The sequence below is a fragment of the Aminobacterium sp. UBA4987 genome (assembly GCF_002396985.1).
In the GTDB taxonomy this organism is placed as follows: Bacteria; Synergistota; Synergistia; order Synergistales; family Aminobacteriaceae; genus Aminobacterium; species Aminobacterium colombiense.
On the sequence record NZ_DGZF01000011.1, the window covers coordinates 219,046 to 238,326 of the forward strand.

Here is a 19,281-nt window from a genome sequence, read left to right on the forward strand (position 1 = left end):
GACGCTATGACAAAAATCGGGCAGAAAGGGGTTATTAAGGCTCTATTTTGTTTTGTTTTGTTTATATGGCTGTCTTCGAGCCTGGCCTGGGCTCAGGCGAAAGGATACGGAGTGGAGGTTCGGGCCAGATCGTCACTCCATACAAGCACCCAGCCGGGAAGAATTATCAGCGTAAGCGTTCTTATCACAAGCTATCAGCCAAGCCTTGAAACTTTTATAGAAGAGATAGGTCTTCCTGAAGGATGGCAGCCCCTTATGCCCCCAGGACGTTTTTCTATTCCGGCCAGGGGAAGCGTCACTCGTGTCGTGGCTTTCCAGATCCCTCCTTCTGCTCAGGCAAAAGATTATGAAGTGGTGTATTCCGTAAAGAGCCGTAGGGATTACGGTGTTCATGACGAAGAGATATTTACAGTGTCAATTCTCGCTGTAGAAGGAATGGAGATCGTTCTGGTAAAAAAACCGGTGGCCATTATAGGAGGACAGCACTATGAGGCTGACCTTCAGCTTATCAATAAATCTAACACGACTCGAACCTACTTTCTCCACCTTCCTGACAGAGACGAAAGATATCCGGCAACAATTACCCCTACGGAAGTCACCCTTGATCCAGGCAAGAGTGCTGATCTTAAATTGAAGGGGCGTATTTTCGAGGGAACCACCTCCAGATATCATTTCGTAGAAGTTCAGGCTGTGGCTACCGGGGATGAAGGTCCCATCTCCACATCAGTGATCGTAGATCTTGACGTTATTCCCAGGGGCGGAGGGGAACTTGATATTTTTCATGTTCTGCCCACCGAACTGGTGATCAGCGCCATGGGCAATAGCGAAGGAGACGGCGCTAATATCGAGTGGAGCGGGTGGGGCTATCTCGATGAAGAACGGACGAGATGGATAGAATTCCTTTTTAGGGGACCTGATGTCAACGAGTATGGAATCTATGGCGATATTGACGAGTATTGGCTGAATTACTTTACTGAAACTTTCGACCTGTACCTTGGCGATCAGGGATATCCCTTATCTCGCCTTACGTCATTAGGGTCTTATGGACGGGGACTGGGATTTGCCATAAAGCCTGTTGAATTAGGTTGGGGCGGCGGGGCTCACTTTCTCAAAAGCCGCTGGGGCTATCCCGATAAAAAAGAATTTGGATTCTATATCAGCCAGAAAATAAGAAGCGATCTTGAAGTGCGGCTTAATATGCTTCAGAAAGAAAGGAAGGCCTATGGGAAAAAACCCGACATGGAAGATACGTTATGGACTGTCAGCGCCGAATACAGGCCCTGGGCCCATACCCTTCTTGAACTTGAGTATGGATTATGCGATACAGACAGGGTGGAGGCCCTCGATGACGATAAAGCCTATAGAATTTATTTACGGGGGCGTATGAATGGCAATATCCCCTACTCTATCGCCAGAATTCGTGCAGGCACCGACTTTTGGGGCTATTATCACGATTACGATTATACAAGCGCAACCATAGGTTACCCATTCAGCGACAGGCTGCAGGGAAACGTTTCCTGGTATCAGTATAAGGATAACCTGAATCTCAGGCGGCCGGAGGGAACCACTCAGACCTATGAAGAGCTTTTACAGGTTTATTTTGATTATGAGCTGGCCAACGGCTGGTATTTCACAGTAGGATACGACTCTTTTTCAATGGAAGATCGTTTACTGCCGGCCGAATACGACTATTGCGAAGATTCGTGGTGGCTTCGAATTGGGCGAACCATGGATCGCTATAGCTACTCTTTCGAGGTCCGTTATGCTGACCAGGAGGATCGCTTTGGCGGAGAGAGCGGGTCGGCGTGGAATTATAATGTTTTCATAAGTTACCAGTTGACTCCAGATCTCTACGTTTCCATTTATGGCGGTTTTGGTGATAACGAGGTTCTTGCCGCTAGTTATCTCATGAGGGCTTCAGACAACCGGGGCATTTCTCTCGTCTGGGATGTAAATCCCACCCTTAAGCTCTCTTTCTGGTATACACGATACTCCTATGAGAGAGACTATGCTGATAACAGCGAACAATACGAATTTATCGCCGAACAGACCTTTAAAAACGAGAACATTCTTCGGTTTCGTATACAGCGAAACGATTACAGAGGAGATATGGAAACATCTTACTCGGTGTCCTACGTCATTCCTATTGATATCAAGCTTGCGAAAAAGAAAAATGTGGGAGTGTTGCAAGGCCTTGTCTATGAAACGGTAGATGGGGAGAAAAGGGGAATTTCTCAGGTGGTTCTGAAGCTTGAGGGGGAGACATCCGTTACAGATGAAAAAGGCATGTTCCTTTTCCCTGCCCTGCTCCCTGGAACATATCTGCTGGAAGTTGATCGGGCTTCCGTAGGGAACCGGGTTCCTGATCAGCGGGTTCCTATTACTGTAGAAATTGCCGGATACGGCGAAATAACCTCCATGGACATTGGCATTACTGACGGCGCATCCCTTAATGGCATGGTGGTTCTCGTAGATCCGGATTCGGGAAAAGAGTCGGTATCGTCCATAGAGGGAGAAAAAGGATACGTCGTGGGTGATACATTGAAACAGGATGGAACATTAGAAGCTGGCGGATTGCAAAGCGTTCTCGTAGAAATGGCCAATGGAGACGAAGTGCATCGTAGGCTTACTGATAGTTGGGGACGGTTCCTTTTTGAAGGGTTGCGTCCAGGAAAGTGGGTTTTGAAAATTTACGATATAAATATTCCGTCATCTTATCGCCTTGAAAAACCCGAGCAGACCCTCGAAATTGCTCCTGGAGACAATCTGATCCTTGAGGCGAAGGTGTTGCCCCGTAAAAGAACCATACGGTTTATTGAAGAGGGGCGCGTTGTTATGAAACGTGGCGAGAAGTGAGGTGAACGATTATGAGGAAGCTGCTTGTTTTGATATTCCTTGCAACCTTTCTTCTCTCCTGCGGAGTGTCTGAAGGGGTAGACAGGACTGTTGCCGTTGTGAGCATAAAGATAGAGATAGTGGAACAGAACGCTATTTCCATCCTCCAGCAGCCCCTTTCTTTACATAGTTATATTAATGACAGGGGAGAAACAGCTCAGTTGTTATACACCATAACGGCTACTGGGCAGACATTCCGTAGCGTTACAGGCCGTCTTGAAGGGAGTTTGCCTGAAGGCGTTCAGATCTTCGTTAGGCTTGATTCTCCTATACGAGGCATATCCACAGGACTTCAGGAGCTTGGTTCTCAAGAAGTGGAACTGTTAACAGGTGTGTGGGGAATATACGGTGTGCGGGGAAGCGGCGTGGTTCTTCTTAAAGCCGCGAATGAAGCACCGCGAAGTTTAGGGCATATCAGGATTCGTCTTGCGATCCAGGAAACATAAGGAGGCGTTAGAAACATGGGAGACCTTTATTCTCTTAGAAAGGAGCGAGATTATCTCTCTCGTGAATCTACGCGAAAGAATATGGACAAACGTGAGTGGGAGATTCGTTATTTGAAGATCCTTGAAGATATATATAGAGAGGAACAGAAACTTCGAGGACGTCCTGCGCCAAAGAGAAGAAACCACCGAGACAACAAGCCCTATCCAGATTGAAAATGCAGAGGCCTTCCACGATATAAGGGAAGGTCTTTTCTCTTGTTTTATTGGTTTTTATGTAGAATAATACAATAACGAATGAAGGCTTGATCATTATAACGAGGTGACAACCATGTCTCATGGAGGCGTAATGAAGGCAGTGCTCTTATTCTGTTTGCTTTCTCTCTCATTTTTCCACAGAGGAGCTGTTTATGGGTCAGAATACATGGATGTGGCCGTATCTATTCCTCCCCAGGCCTATTTCGTGCAGCAGATCGGTGGAGCCCGTGTCAATGTCCAGGTGCTGATCCGTTCTGGCGATGACCCCCATACCTACGAACCAAGGCCGGCTCAAATGGCAGCCCTTTCTAAAAGCCTTGTCTATTTTTCTATAGGTCTTCCTTTTGAAGAGCCCTTGCTTTCAAGGCTTGTTTCCTTAAATCCCTCGCTGCGTATTGTGGAAACCTATGCAGGAATTGAACGAATGCCTGGAGATCCTCACATCTGGTTAGCACCTTCTCTTGTTAAAGTTCAAGGGATAGCTATTCGTGATGGTCTCATGGCCGTTGACCCCGGACATAAAGAGGAATATTCAAAAAACTATGATCAGTTTTGTCAGAATGTGGATGAGCTTGACCATACGATAAGGGAGCTTTTAGAAAGGGTGAGAAAAAAGGATTTTGTGGTCGCTCACCCCTCATGGGGTTATTTTGCCAGGGAATACGGGCTTCATCAGATATCTATGGAAAGGGAAGGAAAAGAGCCAAAAGCTTCTGATTTGGCAGCTCTTATTCAATTGATGAAAGAAAGGAATATAAAAAGTATCTTTGTATCACCTCAATATTCAAGAAAAATGGCAGAAAATCTCGCAAGGGAAACAAATGGAACGATCATAGCAATAGACCCCCTCCCCTGGAACTGGATGGACGATATGGCAGAAACAGCGAGGGCTATTGGAGGGAGCCTGCAATGAATCTTGCCCCCGCGGTTGTGTTCGAAGACGTGTCTTTCGGCTATGAAAATGGAACCATGGTATTGGATCAGGCTTCTTTCCAGGTTCCCCAGGGAGAGTTTCTTGTGATTATCGGGCCTAACGGCGGCGGTAAAACAACGTTGTTGAGGCTCATCCTTGGTCTCGAGAAACCAGCTAGGGGGAAAATTGAAGTTTTAGGCACAACGCCGGACAGGGCTGTTACTTCTGTTGGTTATGTTCCCCAGGAAGGAGTACGGGACAAAATCTTCCCCGTATCTGTCTTCGATGTTGTTCTCATGGGACGTCTTGGCATTGGTCGAAGGAAGATATTTACTGAAGAAGACAAAAAAATTGCCATGGACGTTCTTGAACACATGGGCCTGGCAGGAAGGAGAAATGATCCTATGGGGGATCTTTCCCAAGGACAGCGCCAGCGGGTTCTTATTGCCAGGGCATTAGCCTCCCGTCCTCGAATTCTACTGATGGACGAACCTCTTGCCAGCATTGATCCAGAAGCGAGAGGGGTTTTATATGAGGACTTGGCTTCCTTTGCCGGAAACGTCACTATCATTTTGGTAAGCCACGATCTCTCCGTTATTGCCAATGGTGCTACGGCTGTTGCCTGCGTGTGCGGGGATGTGTATTATCATGGGTCAGGAGAAATTACGGAGGAAATGCTGAAAATGGAATATGGCGGCACATGCCCAATAGAACTCGTTGCCCACGGTGTCCCTCACCGGGTTCTGGCCCGCCACGACCATCTGGACAGGCATCGTCATGATTGAACTTCTGCAGTATGAGTTTATGCAAAATGCTCTCTGGGCAGCTTTTTTCGCAAGCATCATCTGCGGCATGATGGGCAGCATTGTAGTGGTGAGGCGCCAGGTTATTGTTGCAGGCGGGATCGCCCATGCTGCCTATGGCGGCGTGGGGCTGGCCTTTTTTCTGAAGATCTCTCCCTCTCTGGGAGCGATGGGATTTTCTCTCGTAATGGCTTTTCTCATCGCGTGGGTCACATGGCGAAGGCCGTGGCGGGCCGACTCTATTATTGGCGTTCTCTGGGCGGTGGGAATGGCAGCGGGAGTTATCTTTATAGACTTGACTCCTGGATATGCTCAAGACCTCATGAGCTACCTTTTTGGAAGCATCCTCTCGGTGTCCCGCGTCGACCTTATCTCTATGGCAGGGTTGATTTTTCTCTCTTTATTGCTGGGTATTCCCTATCACCGGGAATTTTTAGCCTTTGTCTATGATACGGATTTCGCCAAGACCAGAGGAGTCAATGTTGCCCTTATGCATTATGTTACAGTAATTCTCATCTCTATGGCCGTAGTGCTTCTTATTCGGGTGGTAGGCCTTATTCTCGTCATTGCTCTTCTTACCATACCCCCTTCTATTGCCGAAGGCTGGAGCCGTTCTCTTTTTTCCATGATGGCCGCAGCCTTTATCCTGAGTCTGATCTTTTCTGTAGCAGGATTGTGGCTGGCAGTTTTCTTCAACCTTACAGCGGGAGCCATGATTATTCTCGTAGCAGCGGCGGGGTATGCTCTTTCATTGTTAAGAAAATAGAGAGCAAGGGCAGATCCTGTTCCATCTGCCCTTGCGGAGAAGTAGAATTTATCCCTTAACAGCTAGTTTTATTGCCAATTCAGAGCGAAGTGGGCAAAGATGGCTGATCCAATCCAAAGAGTCTCTTCATCTATATCGAACCTGGAGTTATGGTGAGGATAGGTTTGTCCTTTGTCAGGGTTGCTCCCAACATGGAAGAAGAAGGTCCCTGGCACTTGCTCAAGGAAATATGCCACGTCCTCCGCCCCCATAGATGGTTCTGGTATTTCCCGAACGTTATCATTCCCCAGAAGTAAAGCGGCAGAGGCTATGAGTTTATTGGTCATGGCTTCATTGTTAATCACCGGCGGCGGGCCTGGCGTATACTCCACCATTGCCTCACCCCCCATGCTTTCAGCCGTAGATACGGTCAGTTCACGAATGCGTTCTTCAACCATCTTTCGTGTGGCTACGTCAAGAACTCGAACGGTTCCCTCTAGGATACATTCGCCAGGGATGATGTTATAGGCTGATCCTCCAGCTATTCGTCCAATAGTGAGAACTGCCGGGTCTACCGGATTTATCTCCCTGCTGAGAATTGTCTGAAGGCGGCAGATAAGCTGACCAGCCATGGAGATGGGATCCACTGTCAGATGGGGGGTCGCTCCGTGGCCCCCCTTCCCTTTTAGCGTAATAAGGAAACGGTCGGCGGAAGCCATCATTCCGCCGCGGGAATATCCAATCTGTCCGACGGAAAAGTCTTTCCAGAGCAGCCCTGTATGAAGGGCAATGAGTGCGTTAACCTTGGGATTTTCGAGCACTCCGTCATCAATCATGGCCTTGGCTCCTATAACGGTTTCTTCTGCTGGCTGAAAGATGAACTTAACGCTTCCCTTCAATTCGCGGCGATGGTTTATGAGCACCTTGGCAGCTCCCAAAGCCATGGCCGTATGGGCATCGTGGGCGCAAGCGTGCATATTGCCATTGGTGGCGGCAAAGGAAAGCCCTGTTTCTTCCTTTATGGGCAATGCATCAAGATCGGCGCGAATTGCCAACGTTTGTCCAGGAATGTCTCCTTGCAGAACTGCCGCTACTCCGTGTCCCCCAATGCCTTTTTTAATGGATGAAGAAGGGAACCCCATCCCCTCAAGCGCTTTGACAATATAAGCCTCTGTTTCCGGTGTTTCAAGGCCTAATTCCGGATGAGCATGGATATGCCGTCTCCACTCAACAATTTGAGGCAAAATTCTTTTAGCCTCGTCTTTTATGTTTGCCATGATACAGTATTCTCCTTTCCCGAAGTTTTGAATGTAGAATACAGTGTGGCGCATAAAAAGGGGACGGGCTTTAAAGGTCTGTCCCCAGAGTTTTATTTATGTTTTTTCAGCCACTCAATAGCCATGGTGGACATAACTGCCGGGCCAATCCACAAAACGTCTTCGTCTATGGCGAAACGGGAATTATGGTGGGGATAGATCTGTCCCTTTTCCTCGTTGCAGCTGGGGTGGAAGAAGAAAGTTCCTGGAATTTCCTCAAGGAAGTAAGCGATATCCTCTCCGCCCATGGAGGCATTCTTGATTTCCTTTACGTGTTCTTCTCCAAGAATTTCCACAGCTACCTTGCGAAGCTCCTCGGTGACCTCAGCGTTGTTCATTACGGGGGAAGGGCCTTCCCATCCATAACGTAATTCTATGTCGCCACGCATTCCCCGGGCTACTGTTCGGGCGATTTTCTCAATCCGGCTGGCCATAAATTTTCTGGTCTCAGTGGAAAGGGCTCTCACTGTCCCGCTGATGCGGCACTCTCCTGGAATAATGTTGAAGGCCGTACCGGCGTGGATTTCACCAATGGATATAACGGCTGGTTCCACTGGATTCATCTCTCGGCTCACGATGGTCTGGAGTTCAGAGATTATCTGACAGGCAATGCTGATGGGATCTATAGAGCCGTGAGGATAGGCACCGTGGCTTCCCTTCCCTTTTACCAGAATCTCAAATCGATCCATGCAGGCCATAATGCCGCTGTAGTGATAGCCGATGTCTCCCGGCTTAAAATTCTCCTTCCAGATAGCGCCGGTGTGAAGCCCTATGAGCACGTCAGGGCGAGGATCTTCTAAAGCGCCGTCGTCGATCATGCGCTTTGCGCCGCCGTAACCTTCTTTGCATCCCTCTTCGCCGGGCTGGAAAATAAATTTAACCCTTCCTTCGAGTTTATCCTTATTGTCAGCAAGTATCTTAGCCGCTCCAAGGGCCATAGCGGTGTGAACATCATGCCCGCAGGCATGCATGCAACCGTTAGTGGAGGCAAAGGGAAGATCTGCTTCTTCTTTTATAGGCAGACCATCACAGTCGGCCCGTATGGCAAACACCTTGCCGGGCTTTGACCCCTCCAATACAGCCACTACTCCATGTCCTGCTACGCCCTTTCGGTAGGGAATGCCCATCTCGTCAAGGCGTGCACAAATGTAGGCTTCAGTCTGGACTGTGTCCATTTCAGTTTCGGGTATCTGATGAAGATCCCGCCTCCATGTGACTATCTGCTCCTGCAGCGCCAGTGCTTGTTTTTTCATGATTTCCATAAGGGAATACCCCCTTTAATGTTGATAGTATGTTAAGAATTGCATAGTGGGATGCTATGAGGGTTGCTGTATTTTTAATGAAGCAGTCCCTTTTTATAGAGGATTCGCCCCACGAGAATAGTTCCAAATACAGAGGCTACGATGACAACCCATGTCTGTGTCAAAAAAGGCATCCCAATAGCAGGACCTACAATGCGCAGAAGCATGGGAATAGCAATTCCGACAAAGGCCAGTTTAGGGAACTTAAGGGTAAACTGGCCAAAGACAGCACCGAAAATAGCGGCTACAGTGTACTGTTTAAAGGCAATAGCGATGGGTTCGGGGAAGATGGCCAGAAGGGCTGCTCCTGCCACTGCTGCTAAGGTAGTAAAAAAGAGATTCGTAATAACAGAACCAGCCACACCAAGAGTAGAAACGATCTCTGCTTCAGAGGATCCGGCTTCTACTCCCACTACTTCCTGAGCCACAGCAGAGCAAGGCAGACGAAGGTTGCCTATGTTTCCGCTCAAGAATGAGATGTATGTGCCAGTCAAGCCGAGAACGGGATAATACGATATAGGTTCAACAATGTAGAAGGCGCCAAAAATGGCGGCAATCATGCTCCATGCTTTCAACGCCACGGAAACGGGCGGGAAAACTCCAAATTTGATATACAGGAACAAGTTTGGTAAAAAGCACATAAACGTAGGAATTAAAACAGTGACAACACCTATTTTTATAACTGGTTTTTTCCATATATTGTCAAATTCAGCTTTAGATACCATAAGAAGAATCCTCCTTCAAAACTAAACGAGAATGACGGCTACGGCCATTCCAATAAGCATGGCTATTCCAAGGGTATACTCTCTGAGCCACGTTAGTTTTTTAGCAAGGGTCAGCATTAACACCATGCCCAAAAGCCCTCCGATAGCCGCATAAAGAGGACCGCCGCCGCCAGCTGCACCAGCCTTGAGTCCCTTGTACCCGGCCATTATGCTGTTAGAGTTGAGGAATCCGAAGCAGCCAAGCATGGCTGCCCCAGAAACGATGGCAAGCCATTTGGGGTCGCCTCCGCCAATCTTTTCCCGTACGTCTTCAAGCTTATGGGTGAAAAGGGCCGTTACAAGAAGCCATCCTGTGCCGTTAATAGCCATGGTCCACCATGAGGTGGCAAGGGCCATAACGTCATAATCCGCGCCGCCGAACTTTACACCAAGGGCCTCGGCTCCAACGGTAGCAGCAGTAAGTTCTGTAGGTGCCGCACCGATAATTGAAAGTCGAAGCCAGGTTATAGGACCGCCTACTACTGACATCATGCCTACCATAACGATGAAGACAGCAATAGAAGGGCCTATGGCTGAAATGGCGCCAGCCCGGAGACCCTGAACACATTTTTCTCTGGGAAATCCGATCAGGTCTGCAGTTTTGAAAGAAAGACGAATATAAAGGAGAGACTGAATGAGAACGATAACTACGATTGCGATAGCTATTAACCATACACCCCAGCTATTCGCTGCTTGAAGTACTGCTTCTGGCATAAATAACACCTCCATAAAAATATGAGCGACAGATGTTTATAATGAAGAAAAAAGGAAATAAAAGCCTCCCCATTAGCATTGCGGCATAATGACCCCGATACCGCTATTGATAGAAAGTTCTAAATTTTATTTAAACAACAGAGCTTCTGGGAATTTAATTTAGTTTCCTTTTTCACGAGGTGATTTTATACTATGAAACGGGGTGTTTCATCGTCATTTAAGAACATCAAAGGGGATAATAATATGTTTATGGTTACCATAAAAAAGTGTTTATGTAGAGCGATAGAAATACATAGACAATTAAACGTCCAAATATTTGTCCATATAGTATAGTTTTAATGAAAGCGCAACATTCAGGCGTTGCTCGCTGTCATTAACGTCAAATTCCAGAAGGTCGCAGATCTTTCGAAACCTATATTTCAGCGTATTGTAATGAATAGACAGTTCTTCTGCGGCTGGTTTCAGTTGCCAGTTGCACCGAATGATCGTTTCAAGGGTTTCGATGAGCTGGTTTTTTTTCTTTTTATCATGGTCGATGAGCTTTCCAATATAATCGTAGTAAAAATTAACCGCGTCTTTTGTATTGTAGAGATTCCCTAGAAGTTTGTACACACCAAGGTCTTTCCAGAAGATGGAGTGTCCCCTTCCGCAGGTTCTTCGAATCATTTCAAGGGCCTTTCGAGCTTCATCGTAACTTTGATAACAACTGAAAACGCTGTCTTTAACACTTCCCACTCCAACTGTTACAGAGAATTGGGTTTTCTTTAGAACTTCCTGCTGTATGTAGGCTATGGTTGCGTTTAAGTTTTTTTTGAAGACCTCATATTCGTTGAACGGCGACGGAAGGATGAAGACTATAGAATCGCTCATCTCTGCATGGGGAACATTGGGAAATTTCATTTTCACCAGAGAGATAGCGATATAGTAAATGCGCTTCTTTATCTCCTCAAGATTGGATACGGCTTCGTCTATTTGTTGTGCGATTCCAAATTGATGTTTGTAATTGTCGATATCTATGACAACGACTGTCTGGGGTCCTCTGAGATCCCAATTGAAGAGCTTGGCCCGGTTCCAGACCTCCTTTTCAAAACGGACATTTTTGAGAAGTATGTCTTGTACAAATTCATCTCGATATCGTTTTTCAGCTTCGCTTTTTGCGAGTTTTTTCTGGATACAGATAAGAAGGGCCGAGATGGCATGGTAAAGGGAGGTTTCCCAGCTCTTTTGAATGTTTGTGGAATCTACATCGAAGAAAAGATACCCATACACTTTGTCCCCAATGGCTACAGTCCGGTTAGGAACCTTTCGAATAAGCCGGGGCAGGTCAGTTTCCCGAATCAGCTCGATAAAGCTGTCAGATTGAGCGCAGAAATAACTTTGCCCGAAAATGGAGTCCACAAAGGCAATGTCTACGTGAATAAAGTTATGGAGGTTGTTGAGAATAGGATCAACCTCTTCTCCATTGATAATGAGTTCAAAAAAAGATTGACTCACTTTTTCTGAAAAACTGAGTTCATGGGCCTGGGCGTTGACAACCCTTGAAAGGACAGGGTTGATAATATCACTGAATGCATAGTCGATGGGAATATCAATAACAGGAAAATGAAGACGGTCAGCTGTTTCCTTCGCACTTGCCGGGAGAGTCTTTAAAAAACGTTCAAATTTGATGCCGATAGCAGCCATACCCCCGCGGCTAAGACATTCAATTATCCGTGCGAGAGAGTCAGGATCGTCTTTAAGAATGTATCCGGAAGTTATGACAAATTCTCCCCCATGAACCCACCTCTGAATATCCGGGGCGTCGAGAACGGTAACAGTGGTTACATAATTAGTGTCAAGGCCGCTTTCTCCGGCAATAACTTTCATCCTGTTCAATTCGGGTATTCGCAGCATTTGACGTACAGTAATTCCCATAAGAATGACTCTCCTCCTCTACTTATTATTGCCCGTTGGGGGACGTAGTTCCATTTTCTCGTTCCGGATATGTTATTGTTGTATCTTCTTCGCCAGGTTTAATAATCTGTTTTAAAAGATTTTCCATAATCTGTTTTTTCACTTGTTCCCCCGGGGTAAGAGAGCTATCTTTTCCCTCCCCAGTGGGGAAAGATAGCTTTATTTTAATCTCGTCCTCATCTTCAGTTCGTTTTTCATCAAGGGGAGAGGGTGAAGAAATGGACGTTGAGTATGCCGGCTGAGATACTTTTAAGTCATACATTTTAATGTTATTCCACGTCCCGGACAGCGTAAAGCTTGCTTCCCGAAAATCCCGAATTGAGGAATAACCTCCGACTAAACCAGATAAGAACCTTTGAAGAAGCAAGGGGTCAGTGATATTATCTCCTACGCTCATGAGGCCGCTAATGGCTCCTAAAAAAGCATTTAAAGCCTTGAGATTTATGTCCCCTACACATTTTAAGTTGATTGGTTGGTTTCCAAGACCTACAGCGCCGCTGGCTGTGAAATAACGATACGTAGTATCCTCTGGATATGCTGCGACACGGCTGCCAGGGAGAAGGTAGACGCTTCTTCCATCAAGGTTGAAATTTGCGAGGATAGTCTGGTAGCGGATTTCGTCATTAGAACTAATCTTTGTAACAAGGGGGAACTCTGAAACCGCCCCCTCTTTTGCAAAGAGAGAACCATTCCCGAAAATAAGTTTCAATTGTCCCATGGTGCCTGATACATTGAGATTCAAAGTGCCCGTGCCGGTAATTTTTCCCTGGGGCGGCAGCCAGTCTGAAGAGGCTTTCTCAAGATCCATATTTTCAAAATTCAAAAAGCCTTCCCAACGAAATTTATGGGGGTCAAAGGATCCGGAGATGGCTCCCTTGCCGTCGTAGGCTTTTGCTTTCCCATCAGCAATGACAACCCTGCCCTCCGCAGTTGTTTCAAAAGGCAGATCGAGGTTAGAAAGGGTAAATCCGTAAAATTTTACCTTAGGGGATGTAAGTATCCCTTTTCCAGAAATTCCTTTCGATGTAATCTTTCCTTCACATAACAGCTGAAGAGTGCCGAAGAAATGTTGCTGCCCATTTCCATTCGCTGTCAATTTTTCAAGGGGCAGCCCCTCTGGGCCGGAGGAAAGGGAAAAAAGCCATCCGTCTGAAGATGGAGATCCCTCTCCAGTAAGGGATAGATTAAACTTTTTATAGATACTGTCGAGAGAAAATTGAATAACCCCATTTTTTTCAGGTTTCGCCATAAGGGCGACATCATTGAGCGCCAGTCCCCCAATGCGTAGCGTGGGCAATGTCCCCTTGACATCCATTACCGGATTTGAGAAGGGGCCTGAAAAGGCAATTTCGCCAGATACAACCCCATCCACCGGGGTGTTAGGATACCATTGGCTTATGATCTTTTGAATATGGGTTGGTGGAATGGTAATATTGATATCCAGTCCCTTTTCAAAAGACAAGAGCCCTGACCCTGTCAATAAAGAGTCTCCAAGGGCTATCTCAGCCTTTTCAATAGAAAGGTCCCTGAGCGAGCCCGCAAATTCCATAGTTGTGCGATCAAGCAGAAGTCCCATAAGGGAAATTTTTTCCCCATCCAGAGTGGCTGTTATCCCGGGGGAGTTCAAGGGGCCTGACAAGGAGAAAGAACTCGATACTTGTCCCTTCAGAGAAGGCCAATTTGGGGATATTTCCGCAAGGCGTGATAGATGGATTTTCTCAACGTTGCCCTCAAGCTGCAAGAAGGGCGTGTCCTTTTGCATGTTGAAAACTCCTGCACAAGAAAGGATTCCGTCCATTATCCTTGCATTGATTTTTGTCAACGCTAATTGTCCCTTCTCATACCGGCCGGATAAAAGGAATTGTTCAAGAGGAACAGTATCAAATATGGAGTTGCTGGTTCCTTGAATGTTTATGTCTAATGCTGCATTTTGCGCCGGGCCTGTTAATTTCCATTCCAGAGAAACTGGTCCTCTCATTTTGAGAGTTTTTATAGCGGGGAAAACTTGTTCAAGGAACGATGGCTGCAATTTTTCTCCTCGCCCTTCAAAGTTTACATAAGTTTCTTCTTCAGAAAACAGGTTTGTAAGATGCCCCTTTCCCTGTATTGGGGTTTTTCCAAGAAAAGCTGAAAAGGAAGATACCGTTGTTACATTTTCTTTCTGTTCAAAGGCTATAGAAAGTTTTTCCAAAAGATTTCCGCCGAGGCGAATCCGTTCAGAGCCAAATTGGCCTGTTATAAAAAAAGAAGAAGAAGGCCCCAATAATTTTATCGTGCCAGCTACATCTCCTTCTAGAGCCAACGAGCGAAGGGGGGCTTTTGTACTACGGATGTTTTTCAGCGCGAGACGAGATGTTGAAAGAGCAAGATCAAGCATTGGATCTTTGCCGAGAGAAACCGTTCCCTCCCCCACAACCCGGGCTTTATGCCATTCCCCATGAGTTTTGACTGTCAGCGTGTTGTCAGGATTGAACGCCACTGTCCCTGAAACATTTTCTAAGGGAATGCCGGACATGGCTGTGGCCGGGCTGGAAAATGTAACAGTGCCATTTTTGTTGCCGCCTTGCATAGCGAGATCCAAATGGAGCGTTTCCAGAGGACCTTGGGCAAACTTCAACCAAGGAAATACTCCGTACCATTTCGAAGGGACAACATCCTTGCCAGAAAGGTCAAAATGGACAAAATTGTTTTGTGCCAGAATGATAGAACCTGTAATGGGAGATTGAAAAGCTTCTCCTTTAATATCTAAAAAACTTATGTTTTTTCCATCCCACGACCAACGGCATAGAGTTTGAGAAAGATCAAATCCGGCAAGGTTTGCCTTTTCTGCGTAAAGGCCACCTTCTGCGACGAGATTAGGCCACCTTCCTCGTATAATCAGACTCGACGCACCCTGACCGGATAAAGAAACCTCCTGCCCTTTTTCGGAAGATGGCAGAGCTTTCTGTATGTCTGCTAAATATATAGACTCTATTTTTCCCGCAAGACCAATTTCATGTGTAAGGCGTCCTGAGAGGCGGAGAAGGCTATCTTCAGTTTTTGCCGTAAGATTTTGCACAGATATCCCATCTTCTCCATATTTGCCGGTTGTTTCTATCTCAATAAGAAGATCGTTTAACTTGCTTTGGATTGTGGCTTCAAATTGATTTCTTTCTAGATGAAGGCGGCCTTTTTCAAGGGAAACACTACCAATGGGAGAACCGGTTACCCGTCCTTTTTCCATCTCCACTTCCAATAATGGAAGGTTTTGAAGTTTATTCCCTTCTTTTGTGTTCATTGACACCCCTGAAAGGGTATCAGCAAAAATAGTAAAGGACTCAATGCGGAGTTTATGAATTACCGGGCGTCTTGCAATAAGAGAAGAGAGGGACGGACGGGCAAACACCATTTCTGCTTCATAAATGGGTGAAACAGGAGTGGAAAGAGCGAGATTGTAAATAGTATAGCCAGATATGGGATTCCCTTTTATCTCTCCCACCGAGAGAACGCAAGGAGATTCAGGGCCAAAACTTTTTTCAAGAACGGAGCGAAGAGTTTCAGTTCCAAAGTTTATTCCACTAAGAGCGTATAATGAAACAGCGCCTATAGCAAACAGGGCTGCTAAGGACAGGAAAAAAACACGTCGTTTCTTCATAGTACACCTCGTATCTTCTCATAAAAAGAAGCAATTCAAATCTTACAATACCCTTTTCCAGGTAATTTGTCATCGGCAAGAGTGCTGACAGAATACTAGGCAGATAATTTTAATAATTCAAATAAGAATTGCCTACATATAGGGTCTTTTCTAATTTTTTGATGGTGTGGATAAGTGGATAAGATAGTGGAAAACCCGTGGATTTGTCAACTGTTTAATGAGATTATATGGGATATGTGGATAACTTATCTCTCTGTGGAGAGTTTTTTAAATGCCACTAGACAAAAGCCCTTTAAAAATTAAATTTAATAATTTGTAAAGGGTCGCTAATGATCATTTCACTTCCACTGTAACTAGTTTCAACTTTCCCCATAACAGTTAGATTTGCCCCTTTATCCAAGTGAAGATGACGGAATTTGTATATGTCGCTTTTATAAATGACGAGAAAAAAAGCTCCGTCTTTAAGGAGTATTTTTGAAGGTGTGGATTGCACAGAATCAACGGTAACCGAAGCTAATATAAAATTTCCCTTCAGAAAGGGAAGGAATGTCCATATTTCCTTCGAAGTAAAAAGCCTGTTTGAGGCTTGTCCCCATAGTCCGGCCTTTTCTCTTCTGGCATGGGCAAGGGCCCTTTGAATGCAATGGGTATATTTTTTATTGGGAGGGATAATTAAAGGCATAGCCGCTCCTCTTCTGACAAGCTCCTCGTTAATGAGAAACATTTCTTTGCTGGAACGGCACCAAACATAGGCGAGGAGCCGGCCGTAACGGTCTCTTTTTTCAACATCGAATTCCAGTAAGATATCTCCGAGCTCTAGGAGCTGGCCGTTGAGGCGGCATGCCCTTTCGCTGAATTCCTCTTTTCCATGAAAAGGATGATGGAGTTCCGGCGTATCTATAAGCAAATATCGAACTCGCTCTACTTTCCCATTGGGAAGGGAGACAGTGATCGTATCACCGTCAATGACATTTAAAACGGTAACGGGAATGAGATTGGGCGAAGTATCTGCAAATAGAATAACGCTTTTAAATAGAACAAAAAAAAGAAAAAGAACAACACCTTTTATAAAATTCTTGTATGCCACGAGTAATACACCTGCCTGATTATATTGGGGCAAAATAATCTTTATTTATTTGGATATCTCCTTTGTAAGGGTTATGATATCAGAAAGATATCTGTTTGTTGTCGTTAGGAGGATAGCCAGTGTTCCAGCATTTAAATGAAAATATCGTTGCTGAAATAGCGGAACATAACAGAAAAGCTCTAGAAACATATATAGATGGACTGGTGTCATTCTCTGGCAGAGTCCGCCTTACAGGGCCTCAGGATAGAGAGACCCTTTGGTCGGAACATATTCTCGACTGTCTTTATTCAGTTCCCCTCCTCCCCCAGGAGGGAGATATTATCGATGTAGGGACAGGCGGCGGGCTGCCGGGGATGGTGTGGGCCATTTGCCGGCCGGATTTACATATCACCCTTCTCGATAGCGTTAAAAAAAAGTGCGTGGCTCTTGAAGAACTATCGGGTCTTCTCCACTTGAAGAATGTTACCATCATCTGCTCCAGGGCTGAAGAGTTCGCTCTGTCCCGGAGAGAAACATTTTCTCTGGCAGGCGCCAGAGCTGTCAAGGGAGCTGGAGTGTTGCTTGAATATCTCTCCCCTTTTGTTGCTCAGGGCGGGAAAGCCCTTGCCTTTAAGGGACCATTATATAAAGAGGAAATAGAACCCCTGGCTGGTCAGGAGTATCGTCTCGGCCTTTCGGCTCCTGATATTTTCTATTACAGCCTTAACGGGAAGGAGCATTTTCTTTTAACATGGCAAAAAAAGAAGCCATGTCCAAAAGAATTTCCTAGGAAAACGGGAATGGCAGAAAAGAAATTCTGGTGGAGGTGACATTGTGCTTTCTATAGCTGTAACGAACCAGAAAGGTGGCGTTGGTAAAACAACAACGTGCGTAAATCTTTCTGCAGAACTGGGGCGTTTAGGTTACTCTGTTCTTGCTGTGGACATGGATCCTCAGGGAAATTGTACGAGCGGCCTGGGCATAGAGGCGAGGGCTATTGAAGTAAGTTTGTATGATGTGCTATTGGGGGGTGCTTCCGCACAAGATGCCCTAATGGCTACTTCTTGGCAAGGTGTTTCTCTTCTCCCTGCCACAATCGATCTTGCGGGGGCGGAAGTTGAGCTTGCCTCTGTCATAAGCAGAGAGACCTGTCTTCGAAGGCATATGGCGAATCTTAATCAATTCGATGTTGCAATTATAGATTGCCCTCCTTCCCTGGGGTTGTTAACAATCAATGCTCTTGTCGCGGCCCATAAGCTGGTTGTCCCCATTCAGTGCGAGTACTACGCCCTCGAAGGCGTTGGACAACTTGCCCATACTATAGGGTTAGTGAGAGATTGTCTTAATCCTGATTTGGCTGTTGATGGGGTTCTTCTAACAATGTACGATTCGCGAACCCGTCTTGCCAATGATGTTGTTGAGGAAGTTCGCAGGCAATTTGGTGAGATTGTCTTTTCTACCATTGTTCCCCGTAATGTAAAATTATCTGAAGCGCCAAGCCACGCAATGCCAATTGCCTATTATGAGCCAACATGTACAGGTGCCAAGGCGTACATGAACTTTTCCATGGAGGTTGCGGAGCGATGGTTGCAGCAAAAGGAAAGGCATTAGGACGGGGTCTTGGGGCCCTTATTCCTGGGGCGGGCGATCTTGCTGGAGAAAAAGGGAAGCAAAATGCAACAAGCCTTCCTCTCTCTCTTCTGCAGCCCAATATTAACCAGCCGCGGAAAACATGGGATGAAGAAAAATTGCAGGCCCTTGCCGACTCTATCAAGACCCACGGCGTTATCCAGCCGCTTGTTGTTCGAAAAATAAAAGATGGATACCAGATTGTTGCTGGTGAACGGCGATGGAGAGCTGCGCAAATGGCCGGATTGAACGAAGTCCCGGTTTTTTTCTTCGAGGGTACAGAAAAAGATGTTCAGGAAATTTCTCTCATTGAAAATATACAACGGGAGGATCTTTCACCTCTGGAAGTTGCACGGGCCATTCGAGAACTGCTTCAAACCTTTGAGCTCACTCAGGAAGAGCTTGCGGGGCGCATAGGCTGGAGCCGCACCCTTCTCACGAACAAATTACGATTGCTGCAGCTGCCTGAACGGATTCATCAGATGATAGAGAATGGAAGCATAACAGAAGGTCACGGAAGGGCTCTTTTGGCTCTTGAAACAGAAAATCAGATGGAAGCTCTTGCTCTTCGCGTAATGCGAGAAGAAATGTCAGTCAGGAAACTGGAGAAACTGATACAAGAAATTAAAAGAACAGATTTTATTCAAAATAAGACACCATATTCAAAGATTTCTTATTCTTCGCCGTTTATGCAATCCATGGCTGAACGTCACGGAATCAAAATAAAGGTGACGGGAAATGGAGTTAAGAAAAAGCTATCAATTGACGGACTCACAATAGAACAGATTGAAAGGCTGGAAACGCTTTTGGAGGACTCAGCTTCGATTTTATTTCCCGGGAAATAAAA

The 19,281-nt window shown here is 46.0% G+C and carries 16 protein-coding genes; 9 read left to right on the top strand and 7 right to left on the bottom strand.

What is annotated here, in order from left to right:
- Positions 1-6 precede the first annotated feature (6 nt).
- The 6 genes from B2U56_RS08935 (at position 7) to B2U56_RS08960 (ending at position 6,078) form a co-directional block, all read left to right on the top strand.
- The gene (locus B2U56_RS08935) at positions 7-2,856 is read left to right on the top strand and encodes a hypothetical protein (RefSeq protein ID WP_286953440.1); all 2,850 of its coding nucleotides are present in this window, start codon (positions 7-9) and stop codon (positions 2,854-2,856) included.
- A gap of 11 nt (positions 2,857-2,867) precedes the next feature.
- The gene (locus tag B2U56_RS08940) at positions 2,868-3,341 is read left to right on the top strand and encodes a hypothetical protein (protein ID WP_013049240.1); all 474 of its coding nucleotides are present in this window, start codon (positions 2,868-2,870) and stop codon (positions 3,339-3,341) included.
- 15 nt (positions 3,342-3,356) lie between these two features.
- On the top strand, positions 3,357-3,554 hold the full coding sequence (locus B2U56_RS08945; RefSeq protein ID WP_013049239.1) for a hypothetical protein: 198 nt from the start codon (positions 3,357-3,359) through the stop codon (positions 3,552-3,554).
- Positions 3,555-3,669: 115 nt separating this feature from the next.
- Entirely contained in the window at positions 3,670-4,509 is an 840-nt protein-coding gene (locus B2U56_RS08950) for a metal ABC transporter solute-binding protein, Zn/Mn family (protein ID WP_013049238.1), read from the top strand.
- Positions 4,506-5,294: a metal ABC transporter ATP-binding protein gene (locus B2U56_RS08955; protein WP_013049237.1), complete on the top strand. Its 789-nt coding sequence runs from the start codon at positions 4,506-4,508 to the stop codon at positions 5,292-5,294. The genes B2U56_RS08950 and B2U56_RS08955 overlap by 4 nt, the downstream gene beginning before the upstream one ends.
- Positions 5,287-6,078 (top strand): metal ABC transporter permease, encoded by a 792-nt coding sequence (locus B2U56_RS08960; RefSeq protein WP_013049236.1) that lies wholly within the window; start codon positions 5,287-5,289, stop codon positions 6,076-6,078. The genes B2U56_RS08955 and B2U56_RS08960 overlap by 8 nt, the downstream gene beginning before the upstream one ends.
- A 68-nt stretch (positions 6,079-6,146) precedes the next feature.
- Here the strand turns inward: B2U56_RS08960 and B2U56_RS08965 are convergent, their stop codons facing one another.
- The 7 genes from B2U56_RS08965 to B2U56_RS08995 all read right to left on the bottom strand — a co-directional run bounded on the left by B2U56_RS08965 (position 6,147) and on the right by B2U56_RS08995 (position 16,826).
- Complete coding sequence (locus B2U56_RS08965) at positions 6,147-7,334, bottom strand: M20 metallopeptidase family protein (protein WP_013049235.1); 1,188 nt, start codon at positions 7,332-7,334, stop codon at positions 6,147-6,149.
- A gap of 92 nt (positions 7,335-7,426) precedes the next feature.
- Complete coding sequence (locus B2U56_RS08970; RefSeq protein ID WP_286953442.1) at positions 7,427-8,635, bottom strand: M20 metallopeptidase family protein; 1,209 nt, start codon at positions 8,633-8,635, stop codon at positions 7,427-7,429.
- A 74-nt stretch (positions 8,636-8,709) separates the two neighbouring features.
- The gene (locus B2U56_RS08975) at positions 8,710-9,399 is read right to left on the bottom strand and encodes a hypothetical protein (RefSeq protein ID WP_286953443.1); all 690 of its coding nucleotides are present in this window, start codon (positions 9,397-9,399) and stop codon (positions 8,710-8,712) included.
- 21 nt (positions 9,400-9,420) lie between these two features.
- Complete coding sequence (locus B2U56_RS08980) at positions 9,421-10,152, bottom strand: DUF5058 family protein (protein WP_013049232.1); 732 nt, start codon at positions 10,150-10,152, stop codon at positions 9,421-9,423.
- Between the two features lie 300 nt (positions 10,153-10,452).
- Positions 10,453-12,066 carry a PucR family transcriptional regulator gene (locus B2U56_RS08985; protein WP_286677157.1) on the bottom strand — a complete coding sequence of 538 codons (1,614 nt, stop codon included), beginning with the start codon at positions 12,064-12,066 and terminating at the stop codon, positions 10,453-10,455.
- Positions 12,067-12,091: 25 nt separating this feature from the next.
- A complete protein-coding gene (locus B2U56_RS08990; protein WP_273313017.1) occupies positions 12,092-15,739 on the bottom strand; it encodes a hypothetical protein in 3,648 nt (1,215 codons plus the stop codon).
- Positions 15,740-16,031: 292 nt separating this feature from the next.
- Positions 16,032-16,826 carry a thermonuclease family protein gene (locus B2U56_RS08995; protein WP_286953447.1) on the bottom strand — a complete coding sequence of 265 codons (795 nt, stop codon included), beginning with the start codon at positions 16,824-16,826 and terminating at the stop codon, positions 16,032-16,034.
- Between the two features lie 119 nt (positions 16,827-16,945).
- Between B2U56_RS08995 and rsmG the strand changes: the two genes are divergently transcribed.
- Genes rsmG through B2U56_RS09010 form a run of 3 tightly spaced genes read left to right on the top strand, consistent with a single transcriptional unit; the run spans position 16,946 to position 19,279 of the window.
- Complete coding sequence (gene rsmG, locus B2U56_RS09000; RefSeq protein ID WP_013049228.1) at positions 16,946-17,635, top strand: 16S rRNA (guanine(527)-N(7))-methyltransferase RsmG; 690 nt, start codon at positions 16,946-16,948, stop codon at positions 17,633-17,635.
- A 4-nt stretch (positions 17,636-17,639) separates the two neighbouring features.
- Positions 17,640-18,416: a ParA family protein gene (locus B2U56_RS09005; protein WP_013049227.1), complete on the top strand. Its 777-nt coding sequence runs from the start codon at positions 17,640-17,642 to the stop codon at positions 18,414-18,416.
- Entirely contained in the window at positions 18,389-19,279 is an 891-nt protein-coding gene (locus tag B2U56_RS09010) for a ParB/RepB/Spo0J family partition protein (RefSeq protein WP_013049226.1), read from the top strand. Before B2U56_RS09005 ends, B2U56_RS09010 begins: the two co-directional genes overlap by 28 nt.
- Positions 19,280-19,281: the final 2 nt, after the last annotated feature.